The 13380-nt window shown below is 39.3% G+C and carries 14 protein-coding genes; 10 read left to right on the forward strand and 4 right to left on the reverse strand.

Annotated elements, in window-relative coordinates; all coding sequences use genetic code 11:
- Nucleotides 1-12: 12 nt before the first annotated feature.
- From mdtG to PR767_RS17150, 8 genes are all read left to right on the forward strand, one after another.
- Entirely contained in the window at nucleotides 13-1239 is a 1227-nt protein-coding gene (gene mdtG, locus PR767_RS17115) for a multidrug efflux MFS transporter MdtG (RefSeq protein ID WP_004909760.1), read from the forward strand.
- 383 nt (nucleotides 1240-1622) lie between these two features.
- Nucleotides 1623-3152, forward strand: a complete 1530-nt coding sequence (locus PR767_RS17120) for a peptide MFS transporter (protein ID WP_004909757.1) — start codon at nucleotides 1623-1625, stop codon at nucleotides 3150-3152.
- 157 nt (nucleotides 3153-3309) lie between these two features.
- Entirely contained in the window at nucleotides 3310-4098 is a 789-nt protein-coding gene (locus tag PR767_RS17125) for a PhzF family phenazine biosynthesis protein (RefSeq protein WP_272520661.1), read from the forward strand.
- Nucleotides 4099-4370: 272 nt separating this feature from the next.
- Nucleotides 4371-5789: an NAD(P)/FAD-dependent oxidoreductase gene (locus PR767_RS17130; protein WP_004909751.1), complete on the forward strand. Its 1419-nt coding sequence runs from the start codon at nucleotides 4371-4373 to the stop codon at nucleotides 5787-5789.
- A gap of 111 nt (nucleotides 5790-5900) precedes the next feature.
- Entirely contained in the window at nucleotides 5901-6089 is a 189-nt protein-coding gene (locus PR767_RS17135) for a hypothetical protein (RefSeq protein ID WP_004909749.1), read from the forward strand.
- A 224-nt stretch (nucleotides 6090-6313) separates the two neighbouring features.
- On the forward strand, nucleotides 6314-6721 hold the full coding sequence (locus tag PR767_RS17140; RefSeq protein ID WP_272520662.1) for an acyl-CoA thioesterase: 408 nt from the start codon (nucleotides 6314-6316) through the stop codon (nucleotides 6719-6721).
- A 564-nt stretch (nucleotides 6722-7285) separates the two neighbouring features.
- Entirely contained in the window at nucleotides 7286-7855 is a 570-nt protein-coding gene (locus PR767_RS17145) for a tetratricopeptide repeat protein (RefSeq protein ID WP_004255883.1), read from the forward strand.
- Nucleotides 7856-8054: 199 nt separating this feature from the next.
- Complete coding sequence (locus tag PR767_RS17150) at nucleotides 8055-8492, forward strand: universal stress protein (protein WP_004909739.1); 438 nt, start codon at nucleotides 8055-8057, stop codon at nucleotides 8490-8492.
- A 195-nt stretch (nucleotides 8493-8687) separates the two neighbouring features.
- On the opposite strand, the gene PR767_RS17155 is transcribed toward PR767_RS17150, so the two are convergent.
- Both PR767_RS17155 and agp read right to left on the reverse strand, forming a co-directional pair.
- On the reverse strand, nucleotides 8688-9164 hold the full coding sequence (locus tag PR767_RS17155) for a GNAT family N-acetyltransferase (protein WP_109911082.1): 477 nt from the start codon (nucleotides 9162-9164) through the stop codon (nucleotides 8688-8690).
- Between the two features lie 108 nt (nucleotides 9165-9272).
- Complete coding sequence (gene agp / locus PR767_RS17160; RefSeq protein ID WP_272520663.1) at nucleotides 9273-10526, reverse strand: bifunctional glucose-1-phosphatase/inositol phosphatase; 1254 nt, start codon at nucleotides 10524-10526, stop codon at nucleotides 9273-9275.
- A gap of 220 nt (nucleotides 10527-10746) precedes the next feature.
- Between agp and PR767_RS17165 the strand changes: the two genes are divergently transcribed.
- Complete coding sequence (locus PR767_RS17165; RefSeq protein WP_272520664.1) at nucleotides 10747-11187, forward strand: GNAT family N-acetyltransferase; 441 nt, start codon at nucleotides 10747-10749, stop codon at nucleotides 11185-11187.
- A gap of 2 nt (nucleotides 11188-11189) precedes the next feature.
- Nucleotides 11190-11756: a GNAT family N-acetyltransferase gene (locus PR767_RS17170; protein ID WP_272520665.1), complete on the forward strand. Its 567-nt coding sequence runs from the start codon at nucleotides 11190-11192 to the stop codon at nucleotides 11754-11756.
- A gap of 80 nt (nucleotides 11757-11836) precedes the next feature.
- On the opposite strand, the gene fdnI is transcribed toward PR767_RS17170, so the two are convergent.
- Together fdnI and fdxH are read right to left on the reverse strand one after the other, a co-directional pair.
- Nucleotides 11837-12493 (reverse strand): formate dehydrogenase-N subunit gamma, encoded by a 657-nt coding sequence (gene fdnI / locus PR767_RS17175; RefSeq protein WP_110732274.1) that lies wholly within the window; start codon nucleotides 12491-12493, stop codon nucleotides 11837-11839.
- Nucleotides 12486-13373, reverse strand: coding sequence for a formate dehydrogenase subunit beta (fdxH, locus tag PR767_RS17180; RefSeq protein WP_272520666.1), 888 nt, complete (start codon nucleotides 13371-13373; stop codon nucleotides 12486-12488). Before fdxH ends, fdnI begins: the two co-directional genes overlap by 8 nt.
- Between the last annotated feature and the right edge of the window lie 7 nt (nucleotides 13374-13380).

The raw sequence follows: 13380 nt of genomic DNA on the forward strand, positions 1-13380 counted from the left end.
AACGGGAAAATTATGACGGGAAAAACAGAGTATTGGAAACGTAACCTATACGTCGTGTGGTTCGGCTGTTTTTTAACAGGTGCCGCCTTTAGCCTGATCATGCCTTTTCTCCCGTTATATATTGAAGAACTTGGTGTCAAAGACCATGCTTCGTTGAATTTATGGACTGGTGCCGTTTTTAGTATCACCTTTTTATTTTCTGCCATTGCCGCTCCATTTTGGGGGAGATTATCCGATCGCAAAGGGCGAAAATTAATGCTATTGCGATCCGCGCTGGGCATGGCGATTGTCATGGTGTTAATCGGCTTTGCGCAGAATATTTGGCAATTATTAGCCTTAAGAGCCATATTAGGTTTATTGGGTGGCTTTGTTCCTAATGCTAACGCGTTGATTGCAACTCAAATTCCCGTGAAAAAAAGCGGCTGGGCTATGGGCGTCCTTGCGACTGGTGCGGTCAGTGGCGCACTTATTGGCCCATTAATCGGCGGTTTTCTTGCTGACCAATATGGCTTACGCCCCGTCTTTTTTATTACAGCAACGGTGCTGTTTATTTGCTTTTTTGTCACGCTCTTTTATGTTAGAGAACGCTTCACGCCGGTTTCGCGCAAAGATGCATTGTCCAGCAAGCAAGTATTTGCCTCACTACGCAATAAGAATTTAGTCATTAGCTTGTTTTTCACCACGATGATCATTCAAGCTGCGATGGGGTCAATCAACCCCGTGATCACCCTCTATGTTCGGGATCTATCTGATTCTTTAGAAAACCTCGCCTTTGTCAGTGGTGTAATAGCCTCCATTCCCGGTGTTGCGGCTTTAATCAGTGCGCCCATGTTAGGTAAACTCAGTGACCGAATAGGCCCTGAAAAAGTTTTACTCGCCGTGCTGGGCGCATCTATTTTTGTATTATTCCCAATGGGGTTGGTAAGTAGTTATTGGGAGTTAGGCTTTCTCCGATTTATGCTTGGGGCACTAAATGCTGCACTATTACCTGCGGTACAAACGTTAATTATCTATAATATTTCTCACCAAGTGACTGGGCGTATTTTCAGCTATAACCAAGCATTACGCGATGTTGGAAACGTGACAGGGCCTTTAATGGGCTCCTTTGTCGCTGCCACCTATGGTTTCAGAGCCGTATTCTTTTTCACTGCGGCGTTAGTTCTCTTCAACTTAATTTATTCATGGTTAGTTATCCGGCGCCAATCCGATGGTCTACGCGCTTCCCCGTCCGACCAATAACCCCCTTGCTATTTTTTGTACAAAAACCTGATGATTTATACGCTTTATTGTCTCACTTTGCTTAAAATTAAAATTTTACAACCTCAAGTAATTGATTTTAAACAATTTAATCGATTCAAAATTCTTTCTTTTATTGTCAACTAAAATCCTGTATCTTCCCCTAGCTTATCGTGAGAAATGAGAGTTATATCGACTTTTCACCTTAAAAGCACACCTTTTACAATAAATTCATTCTGTATATAGGTGATTCTATAATAATGTATGTTAAAAATATGTTTCACACGCTTGTGTTAACATATCAATAACAATTGACATTCAAGCGCACGGCTTGGTGTTTTATATCATGCACAACCTCTCAAGAGAGTATTTATGGGAGTTCACAGATGAACAATTCTGCGACTAAAACAAAAACTTTTTTTGGGCATCCATACCCATTGAGTTCGCTTTTCCTCACAGAAATGTGGGAACGCTTCTCTTTTTACGGAGTTAGACCGTTACTTATTCTATTTATGAGTGCGGCATTATTACAAGGTGGAATGGAATTACCTATTGAACAAGCTTCCGCTATTGTCGGTATTTTCGCTGGTGGGGTTTATATCACCTCGTTGCCGGGTGGTTGGTTAGCCGATAACTGGTTAGGCCAGCGCCGCGCGGTTTGGTACGGCTCATTAATTATTGCGTTTGGCCATTTATCCATCGCAATGTCTGCCTTTTTATCAAATACCTTCTTTTTCGTTGGTTTATTACTCATCGTATTAGGTACAGGGTTATTTAAAACCTGTATTACTGTGATGGTAGGAACGCTGTATAAGAAAGAAGATACACGTCGTGATGGCGGTTTCTCTCTGTTCTATATGGGTATTAACATGGGTTCATTTATTGCCCCGTTAATTATTGGTCCACTTCATGAAAAATATGGCTGGCATTTAGGTTTTGGCCTTGGTGGCTTAGGAATGCTAATTGCCCTGTTAATTTTCCGTTTTTACGCCATTCCTCAAATGCGCCGCTATGATAAAGAAGTTGGCCTTGATTCCACATGGAACCGCCCAACAGTTGAGCGCAAAAACGTGGGGAAATGGGTAACCTTTGCCATGGTATTATTGGCCATACTGGTTGTCTTGATTGATAATGGTACGATTCCATTTAATGCCTCAATCATCGCGAAAAGCTCTGCTTATGTTATCTCGACCTGTGTGGGCATCTATTTCTTATTTATGTTCTTCCTTGGCGGTTTAAACAGTAGCGAGCGTTCTCGCTTACTGGCTTGCTTAATTTTACTGATTGCAGCCGCATTCTTCTGGTCCGCTTTTGAGCAAAAACCGACTTCATTTAATATCTTTGCTCGCGACTATACTGACCGCCAAATGGGCAGTTTTGAAATCCCAACCATTTGGTTCCAATCAATTAATGCGTTGTTCATTATATTGTTAGCCCCAGTATTTAGCTGGTTCTGGCCTTCTCTGGCTAAACGTAATATGAACCCAAGCAGCATGACCAAGTTCGTGATTGGTATCTTATTTGCTGCAGGTGGCTTTGCTATCATGATGGTGGCAGCAAACCAAGTGCTTGCAACACAAAGTGGCGTTTCCCCTTTCTGGCTAGTTGGCAGTATCTTATTACTGACATTAGGAGAACTGTGCTTGAGCCCTATCGGCTTGGCAACAATGACTTTGCTCGCACCACAAAAAATGCGTGGTCAAGTGATGGGGTTATGGTTCTGTGCGAGTGCGTTGGGTAACCTTGCCGCAGGTATCATGGGTGGTAACATCCGTAAAGACCAATTGGATTCAATGCCTGAGCTATTCTCCCATGTCTCTATTGCGCTGGTCATCTGTGCGGTCGTATTGGCAGCGTTGATTATCCCTGTCAGGAAAATGCTCAAAAATGCAGACAAAAATGAAGCAAATGCTTAATAACACGGATTAATTGTCTTTTATCCGGTAGCAACCCACGCGCTACCGGATCTCCCCCCAGCTTCATTAGCCTATTAATAATTTGCCTATTATATTTCATAAAATAGGCGTTATACTGGCCTTTCATCATCCCATAATGACTCTTGGAAACCCTATAATGAGCCTTTCTGCTCCCATTTACTATGTTGATGCTTTTACAGATACCCTTTTTCACGGTAATCCCGCAGCGGTTGTATTACTCGATAATTGGTTATCAGATGAACAGCTAATTGCAATTGCCGCAGAAATTAACTTGTCAGAAACCGCATTTTTAGTCGGCCGCCATATTCGATGGTTCACCCCTAAAGTCGAAGTAAAATTATGTGGTCATGCAACACTTGCCGCAGCCTTTGTGTTAAACCATGTGCTCCAACAAAACATTCATCCTTTAACATTTAGCTCTTTATCAGGTGAGTTGGTTGTGACACAAAATGCCCAAGGATTTACACTCGATTTTCCAATTATTGAATCTGTACAAAGTCATCCAGACCAATACCCACACCTCGCTGACATCCTTGGAATCAAAATCAAAGAGCTTTGGATAGCGAAAGACCGTTACCTGTGTTTTCTTGAAGGTGCAGAACTCGTTCAAAACTGCCAGCCGGATATGCTAAAGCTTTCACAGCTTTCTCTACCTGGATTAACAATTACAGCAGAAAGTGCTAATAGCGATTATGACTTTGTTTCTCGTTATTTTGCCCCTGCAAAAGGGGTTGATGAAGATCCTGTAACAGGCACTTCACATTGTGCTATTACACCAATATGGGCAAATCGGCTAAATAAAGTGCAGTTAGTTGGCCATCAAATATCATCACGCGGAGGAGTAGTTCATTGCGAGCTAGCCTCTGGTCGAGTAAAACTAACAGGTAACGCCGTTTTGTTTCTAACAGGCCAAATCCTAATTTAAGTTTTATAAATCAATAAACTAGAATAAAAGCCATTTTTTCCTGCCTGTTTCTCCTACTTCAATTCCGCCAGCGCCATTATTTTTCTTGAAATATTGGCGCCCATTTCATATTAGAAAAAAATTTTTTTAACATTTAACTAAAAATTTTAATTCCAACTCAATTTAGTTTACAATCATAATCATTATTAAAGATATAATTACAATTATAAATATTTCTAATTGAAGCTTTGGTCAATAGTGAAAAACTCATTCGATATAAGGAACTTTATAAGATGGCTATTACTAGAAGAAAATTTTTGATTGGTGGTGGCGTTGTTGCCGTTGCTGCAGGGGCCGGAATTTTAACTCCAATGTTAACTCGTGAAGGTCGATTTGTTCCTGGTAAACCGCGACATGGTTTTGTCGCAGGAACAGAAGGTCCTCTACCACAGCAAGCTGACGTCGTTGTTATTGGTGCTGGAATTCTAGGAATTATGACAGCAATTGAGCTGGTTGGGCGCGGTTTAGATGTTGTTATTGTTGAAAAAGGTAATATTGCAGGCGAACAATCATCCCGCTTCTATGGCCAAGTCATCACTTATAAAATGCCAGATGAAACCTTCTTACTCCACCACTTAGGCAAACAACGTTGGAGAGAGATGAACGCGAAAGTCGGTGCAGATACAAGCTATCGTACTCAAGGGCGCGTTGAAGTACCGTTCGATGAAGAAGATCTTGTTAATGTTAGAGAATGGATTGATACTCGCAGTAAAAACGTCGGTTCAGATATTCCATTCAAAACACGCATCATTGAAGGCGCAGAACTCAACCAGCGCTTAAATGGTGCACAATCTAAATGGACTATCGCAGGTTTTGAAGAAGACTCCGGTAGCTTAGATGCTGAAATTGCGACCTTCGTCATGGCAGATTACGCGAAAAAATTAGGTATCAAAATTTACACTAACTGTGCTGCTAGAGGCTTAGAAACACAAGCAGGCGTTATTTCTGATGTCGTCACCGAGAAAGGGCCTATTAAAACCTCGCGTGTTGTTGTTGCAGGTGGAGTCTGGTCAAGACTGTTTATGCAAAACTTAGGCGTTGATGTCCCAACATTACCAGCTTATCAATCTCAGCAACTGATCACCGGTTCACCAACTGCACCAGGTGGTAACGTTGCTTTACCAGGCAATATTTTCTTCCGTGAACAAGCGGATGGTACCTACGCAACATCTCCTCGCGTGATTGTTGCTCCGGTTGTTAAAGATTCCTTCGTCTATGGCTACAAATACATTCCACTGCTGTCGATGCCAGATTTCCCTGTCCATATTTCATTAAATGAACAGTTAATTAATTCATTTACTGAACCAACAAGCTGGAAAATGGATGAAGTTTCACCATTCGAAAAACACAGAAATATGACTGCATTACCTGACTTGCCTGAGCTGAATGCATCATTTGAAAAATTAAAAACAGAATTCCCTGCATTTAAGGATTCTAAATTGATTGACCAATGGAGTGGTGCTATGGCCATCGCACCAGATGAGCACCCAATCATTTCTCAAGTCAATGAATACCCAGGTCTAGTTATCAATACTGCGACAGGCTGGGGAATGACAGAAAGTCCTGTTTCTTCCGAGCTCACCGCTGACTTGTTATTAGGCAAAGAACCCTCACTGAATGTGAAACCATTTAGTCTATACAGATTTAGTTAATACTTGTTTGTAAAATTTGCTCACAAAAAACCCTTCAATATGAAGGGTTTTTTTATTACCTATTGTGGCTCTATTGCTTAGTATTCGAAACTTAAATCAAATGGAGTGATTATGAATAAATCACTATTGGCAATAGCAATTTCACTGTTAAGTGCCACAGCTTTCGCTGAAAAAAGTTACACCGTAGGGCAATTAGAGGACATGATTGCTGATAACAACAAACCACAAATTGCAGCCCCTGTTTTAGATGGTTCTATCGCAAAAGCTGTTCGTATGAGTGCAGAGTATTTAGATAATTAATTCCATGCCTCATTAGAATTTAAAAGCTCATAATTTGAACTCTGGGCCTTTAATATTCCCTCTTCTGATTTTATCTACAGCTGACATTCTCAAAAATTTCCCTGCCGGAACGATTCACTTCACATTTATTGCTGAATTAGTTTGAAATGAGTATTACACTTAGCTTTTAACATTATTGCTTTTAACAATTACTAGCATACTAAGTAACAATTGTAAGGTAGACCATGAGTTCCATCGCTGACGATGTCATCACACAAAAAATTGAGCAATCCATTTCTCGCGTCTCTAAAGTGGTATTTCCAACAACAACTAACCACCACAGCACCCTATTTGGCGGTACTGCTCTCGCTTGGATGGATGAAGTTTCTTTTATTACCGCAACACGTTTTAGCCGTAAGCGCCTTATTACGGTCTCCACTGAAAAAATTAATTTTACTCATCCAATCCCTTCAGGAACCATTGTTGAGTTGGTGGGTAAAGTCATTCGAGTTGGAAGAACCAGTTTGACGGTCAATGTATCGATTTTTTTAGAAGATATGTATTCAGAAGGTCGTGAAGAAGTGATACATGGCCAGTTTAATTTTGTTGCAATTGATGACAATGGCAAACCTACCCCACTATTTGAGTCATAAACTTTTTTAAGCCATCAACATAAAGGTTTTTTTTATATTGCTAAAGGTGCGAATTCTGTAAATTTTAATTCACACCTTTCTAATAACACATCAGCCCGCCCTTATTTAATTCACTTTTCTCACTTCTGATGTGTTTTATATCGAAAATTTATTCGTATTAAATGTTTTTATAAAATAATCACCCTAACGCCTTAAACCACACTTAAAATATCAATTAATATTCCATTCCCTTATCTTTTCATCTTCCTGGTATGACTTCTTAATCATTTTTCTTATTAATATCTTGTTACAACAAACACATAACGTGGCTAAAAGATAGGAAATCCCATACCCTAATATATTGTATATTTTTATTATATATTGATATTTTTAAATTAAAATCGTAGAGTATAGATGATACCAATAACTCTAAAAATGCGTAAAACCCTCAGGCTTATAGCTTATTTTATATTACGTATTTTGATGTAAACTTTTCTTTATGTAATATACTTTGTTGGTAATAAATCTCATTGAGACATTTTATTAAAAATAGAAATAAACAACGCTAAAATAAGATATCAAATTATGCTTAGAATTCTTTCATTTATTATTTTATGTGCCTTTTCAATTAACCTAAGTGTCGCTGCAGTTCCCAAAGAAACTATCAAACGTATCGAGCAAGAAGCGCAAAAAGGCGATATAAAAGCGCAAGTTATGTTAGGAATTGGCTATTACCTTGGGAACGAGCTTAAACAGGACTATGGTAAAGCAAAAAAATGGTTAACGATGGCATCGAATAAGGGCAATTCTGATGCTCAGTTGTTTTTAGGGGACATGTATTTAAATGGTAATGGGGTTGAGGCCAACCTTGAAACAGCCATGGATCTATTCGAAAAATCAGCCAATAAAGGCAATGTTGAAGCCCAAAATTATATGGGCCAGTTTTACTATCAAGGTATTGGTGTAAAACAAAATTATATTACGGCTTTTGAGTGGTTCAAAAAATCTGCTGATAAAAAATTTCCACCCGCACAATACCAAGTCGGTAAAATGCTAGAAAGTGGTGAAGGAATTGAAATCAATGAAAAATCTGCAGCTGAATATCTAGCTCAAGCCTGCAAAGCTGGCTTAAAAGAAGCTTGCGTAAAAAAATAAATCTACCCCAATATTTCCTGCATTTTACCTGATGTTATTCATTATAATGGCATCAGGCTCCCCTCTTTTTTTGATGAAAAATCTTATTACGGCTACTTGCTCACACCCTTCCACCAATAAATTCATTACTATTAATAATCAATTTCACAATGTATGATATTGTTCTAAACTTATAATATAAAAGAGAAAGGGAGATATTATGTACAATACAATCTTAGTTCCGATCGATGTAACCGAAGATGCTCTCACTAACTTATTAGTTCCTCATGTTAATTCGCTACAAAAATTGAATGATGCAACAGTGCACTTTCTTGCCGTAACCGCACCAATTTCAAACTATTTACGCTATGGTGGCACCATCTTACCAGGAGACTTCCCTGACGACGAAAAACAAGCTGAAATTATCCTTACAGAATTAAAAGAAAAAATTAAACTATTTGATATCCCTGCAGATAAAATAAAGGCGAAAGCAACCGTTGGTTCTGTTAAAGACGAAATTTTGGCAACCGCAGAAGATATCAACGCCGATATTATTCTATTAGGTTCACGCCGCCCGAGTATGTCAACCTATTTGCTGGGTTCTAATGCCGCCTCAGTAGTTCGTTATGCAAAAACTAGTGTATTAGTGGTTAGATAATAAAGACTAAAGTGCTATTTGGAGCTTAAGCAAACACATTTTACAAACAAAAGGTTTAGCCTTAATGATTGTTACAAAAAACAGCAAAGACATACACTTTATAGGGCTATTTATGTGTTCATTTAGGGTAAATTAAAGGCTCATAAACATTTTCGTGATTTTCACGCCCTGCTTTTTTAGCGGGGTTTTTTTATGCTATAAAACTGATGAATGGCTTAATCTAAAGCGTTTAAAAGGAATACCATCAAAATCAACAATGCGTTCTTCAGTAAAACCATAACGTAAAATCGCGGATACTTTCTTGCGTGTTAACGGTAAATGTATTGTAACTGACTCAACCTTCAGTGATGTAAAAGCTTTATTAATAATATTCTTAACAATAGATTTTCCCTTTCCCCAAAACTTAGGATGTAACACTAAAGCTAAATCTGCATCACCCGCTTCATTTTGTAACCCTCCCCAGCCAGCAAATTGGTCATCAATCATAATGGCCCATACTCCATAGCCATGTTGCTCCCAATGCAGCTCTTTTCCTGAGACCCACTGCTGGCAGGCCTGTTCATCGAAATGGCTGCTGCCTAGAGGCATATGTTCAAGTACAGCTGGATGAGTATTTAATGCGATAAGATCTGCGGTAGCAATTTGATTTAGCTGAAAAAACTGAATAGGCATAGTGACTATTTTGTCCACATAAGATATTAATAAACCCAATATATAATTTGGCTATCTTCCCAAAAAATGATGCCCCGCTCAAGTTTGTAGGGCATCAATATACCGTGATTACTGTTCTAAGGCTGTCGCCATGACTTTTTGAAAATCTTCCCAAGAACAATAGCCGCTTTTATCAATTGGACACCCTTTTAGCTCTAATGTGACATGTTTAGGCGGTGTTTGTAATGATAAATACGTATTATCCCTAAGCTGATCTGCAGTTTGGTAAACATATTCGACTTTCATAAAATCTTTATTCGCTTGCTTATCTGTCCAGCGTTGGAACACTAATTTACCTCCAATCGGGGTATGTTCATACTGCTCTGGTAATTGATACGGTTTAAAATCCATTGCTGACATGAGTGACGCAATATTCGAGTCATGACCGACTAAGAATATAAATTTTGCTGTTTCTCCTTTATCGACCGAAACAAAGCCTTTATCGATATAATTGAGTATTGGATGTGCGACATTTTTTGCAATGATTTTTGGCGTAAATAACGTTTCTTGGTAAGCATTTTTTAGCGTATTCAGTTTTTTCCATTTTTCAGGGGTATTCACAAGCCCCCAAGCCACTTCATTTGCAGGAAAACCTTCATAATATTGAAGGTCTATCGCATCCACCGCTGAATTCGCAATTTTTAATGGGCCACTGACGCCCGGTTCTTTTTCGGCTTCAATAATAAAGCTGTTTTTTTGGCTATTTAAATTACATAATTTGTCTGTTTTACATTTCTGAGAATCTTTAATATTCAGAACACTATCTAATTCGTCATAACCCGCAGTCAGTGATAACCCTTTAAAATATTGTTCCATCTCAGCGAGTGCCTGCTGTTTAAATTCAGGGGAGGCATTGGTAATAATTGGGTTAAAAACAGGGTCCATTTTACCAATTTCAGGCTGATGATGAATACTTACCTTGCATCCTGGAAATGCGCCTGCAGCAAAGAATTGGGCAGTTGCTATCGTTCTTTGGAGACTATTTGTATAAAGATATACATCCTCATTACTTGTTGGACACAGTTCATCTGCAAGTAATTTATTTTGGTCGATCCACTCCCTAAAATAATGCCCCATGTAGACTTCAAGTGCGCCGCCTTTAGTGGTGAGATAACCACTTTGTGCATCCCATGCAGGCCATTTTTTATCAGTTACTTCAGTAAGAATACCGGTATTTACGATAGGTGTACGTAAATTATGGCGGCTAAGGACTAAAACTTGATCTAAAGCCATATCTGTTTTGCTATCTGTACTCGCTAATACAGGTGCAATAGGTGTTAATAATGCCGTAGACAAACAGAGAGTTAGCAATTTATATTTCATTAATATACCCCTACAATTAAAGCAACAAAGAAAAATACGTTCATCGCTATATAAAGAACTTAGCGAAAAATCACACCGCAACTTATCTAATAATGACGAAGTTGACTTTTTTTTCTGCGATAAATATCTCAAAAATAATCTTAAGGTAAATTTAAAGCAAGCGGTTGACATAAGAAAACCAGCAGTTAAGATTTTCCAGTCAATACACGGAGATAATATAATGATAGTCCAAAGCGCAACACGTGCACACGATGATGATATTATTCGTGTTTGGGAGTCTTCAGTGAGAGCAACTCACTATTTTTTAACTGAAGAAAAAATTGCTGAACTAAAAATTGCAATCAAAGAGATTTATTTACCGCATTTAGCTGTTTTTGTCACATTCAATAGCGCAGGCAATATGACTGGTTTTCTAGGGTGCGATAAACACCGTCTTGAAATGTTGTTTATTTCCCAAGAAAGTAGAGGCCAAGGTACAGGGAAAAAACTGCTTCAATATGCCATTGATACCTTAGGCATTACTGAGTTGGATGTTAACGAACAAAATCCTCAAGCTATCGGGTTCTATCAACATATGGGTTTTACACAATATGCACGTTCTGAATTAGACGGCGAAGGTAATCCATTCCCTATTCTTCATATGCGTCTTGATAAGAAGTAGTTATGAAAATCATTGAATTAGAAACAACGCGTTTACGGCTACGTGGGTGGCAAGAAGAAGATAAACAGTCATTTTACCAAATGAATAGCCATCCCGATGTCATGCATTATTTTCCTTCTGTGCTTAATGAGCAGCAAAATGCACAATTTATGCAAGCCATCATAGATAAATTTGCTCAACAAGGAGGATGGGGATTATGGGCTGTTGAATTAAAATCCAATAGACAATTCATTGGGTTTATTGGTTTAAATATTCCCGCCTCTAATTTACCTTTTTCCCCTTGTATCGAATTAAGTTGGCGTCTGTTACCGGAATATTGGCACCACGGCTATGCCACTGAAGGAGCGAGTCGTGTCATCGAATACGCTTTTGATAAACTAAATCTGCCCGAACTGGTTGCATTTACGGCAGTGGTTAATTCACCATCAGAATCCGTAATGAAAAGACTAGGAATGATAAAACAACTAAATAACTTTTATCACCCAGCACTCCCTGATGGCCATTGGTTGCAAGAGCATGTGTTGTATCGCATCAAGGCCAGTGACTTTTTAAACAAATCTCATCAATAAGAAACCATATAAGCCCAAATACCCACAAAAAAGCCATCACAATGTGATGGCTTAATGTTATTTAGCACCTACTGCGTAAATTATTTTTTACTTTCAGCTTCGGCTTTGGCTTCTTTCGCTTCTACGTCACGGTACCAACGAGGGTGATGTTTTCGCGCCCAACGGCGGCTAACTTTCCCTTCGATCATTCCGTTGATTGAACCTTTAACCCAGAATGCCATGTACATATGAATTAAAATGGCATGGATCAATACAATCGCAGCAACGGCATGAATCAACAACCCCCACCGCACAACCCACATTGGGAATAAATGTGCAAAATAAGGGCGCCAAATGATAATACCAGTTATCAAGAGCACAAAAATCAGGCTCATGATGCTCCAGAACATCATTTTTTGACCGGCGTTATATTTACCTACATCAGCCACTTCATGTTCATTACCCTTCAATACTTCGACAATATTTTTAATCCAAGGTAAGTCTTTCTTATCTGGAATATTGTGTTTCACAAAGCGAACAAACATAAACATCAGCACAACGAAAATCAACACACCAAAGAAGGGATGTAAAATCCGTCCCATTTGCGGCGTACCAAAGGTTTCCGTCAACCATTTCAATGTTGGGAAAAATAATGCGATCCCCGACAAAGCAACCAAGAAGAAGCTGATGACAACCGTCCAGTGACACGCGCGGTCAATAAACTTTGTCCGCACAATCATTTTGCTTTTCTTACTCATGGTCATCTTTCTCCTCTTCATCACTCACTTCTTTGTTTGGACCAATTCCCACATAGTGGAAAATCAACCCTGCAAAGGTCGCGATAAATCCAACGACAGAAAGTGGTTTCAAGATGCCCTGCCACAGATTAATTGGCGTATCAATTTGTGGGTCTTTAGGCAGGCCATGATACAGTTCAGGTTTGTCAGCATGGTGAAGCACATAAACAACATGCGTACCACCCACACCTTCAGGATCATAAATTCCCGCTTGCACATACCCCCGATTTTGCAATTTAGTTACGCGCTCTGCACCGTATTCCAACATCTCTTTTTTCGTGCCGAAACGGATAGCCCCCGTTGGACAAGTTTTCACACATGCTGGCTCTTGACCAACACTCACCCTATCAACGCACAAGGTACACTTGTACACTCGATTGTCTTTCGGGTTTAATCGAGGAATGTTGAATGGGCAACCCGCGATACAATAACCACAACCAATACAGTGCTCTGATTGGAAATCCACAATACCATTTGCGTACTGAATGATTGCTCCAGCTGATGGGCAAGATTTCAAACATCCAGGGTCGGTACAGTGCATACAGCCATCTTTACGGATCAACCATTCTAGCTTACCCATTTCAGTGGTTTCGCTAAAACGCATCACCGTCCACGATTTTGCGCTTAAATCCGTTGGGTTATCATAAACCCCAACGCAATGACCAACTTCGTCACGGATATCGTTCCACTCAGAACATGCCACTTGACAAGCTTTACAGCCGATACAAGATGACACATCAATGAGCTTACAGACTTCAAGCTTATCATCACGCGCTTGTGGCGGAGGCGTAATGCTATTGGTCGCGGAACGTTTAATAATGTCTTGAGATTGCATGGACATGTTCCCT

Origin of the sequence: Providencia sp. PROV223, from assembly GCF_028479245.1 — a bacterium.
Classification (GTDB): domain Bacteria; phylum Pseudomonadota; class Gammaproteobacteria; order Enterobacterales; family Enterobacteriaceae; genus Providencia; species Providencia rettgeri.

Excerpts from the sequence above, each read along its gene's own strand:
- PR767_RS17130 (WP_004909751.1), top strand. The coding sequence starts at position 4,371 with ATGGCTATTACTAGAAGAAAATTTTTGATTGGTGGTGGCGTTGTTGCC.
- PR767_RS17150 (WP_004909739.1), top strand. The coding sequence starts at position 8,055 with ATGTACAATACAATCTTAGTTCCGATCGATGTAACCGAAGATGCTCTC.
- mdtG (WP_004909760.1), top strand. The coding sequence starts at position 13 with ATGACGGGAAAAACAGAGTATTGGAAACGTAACCTATACGTCGTGTGG.
- PR767_RS17155 (WP_109911082.1), bottom strand. The coding sequence starts at position 9,164 with ATGCCTATTCAGTTTTTTCAGCTAAATCAAATTGCTACCGCAGATCTT.
- fdnI (WP_110732274.1), bottom strand. The coding sequence starts at position 12,493 with ATGAGTAAGAAAAGCAAAATGATTGTGCGGACAAAGTTTATTGACCGC.
- PR767_RS17170 (WP_272520665.1), top strand. The coding sequence starts at position 11,190 with ATGAAAATCATTGAATTAGAAACAACGCGTTTACGGCTACGTGGGTGG.
- PR767_RS17145 (WP_004255883.1), top strand. The coding sequence starts at position 7,286 with ATGCTTAGAATTCTTTCATTTATTATTTTATGTGCCTTTTCAATTAAC.
- PR767_RS17135 (WP_004909749.1), top strand. The coding sequence starts at position 5,901 with ATGAATAAATCACTATTGGCAATAGCAATTTCACTGTTAAGTGCCACA.
- PR767_RS17125 (WP_272520661.1), top strand. The coding sequence starts at position 3,310 with ATGAGCCTTTCTGCTCCCATTTACTATGTTGATGCTTTTACAGATACC.
- agp (WP_272520663.1), bottom strand. The coding sequence starts at position 10,526 with ATGAAATATAAATTGCTAACTCTCTGTTTGTCTACGGCATTATTAACA.
- fdxH (WP_272520666.1), bottom strand. The coding sequence starts at position 13,373 with ATGTCCATGCAATCTCAAGACATTATTAAACGTTCCGCGACCAATAGC.
- PR767_RS17120 (WP_004909757.1), top strand. The coding sequence starts at position 1,623 with ATGAACAATTCTGCGACTAAAACAAAAACTTTTTTTGGGCATCCATAC.
- PR767_RS17165 (WP_272520664.1), top strand. The coding sequence starts at position 10,747 with ATGATAGTCCAAAGCGCAACACGTGCACACGATGATGATATTATTCGT.
- PR767_RS17140 (WP_272520662.1), top strand. The coding sequence starts at position 6,314 with ATGAGTTCCATCGCTGACGATGTCATCACACAAAAAATTGAGCAATCC.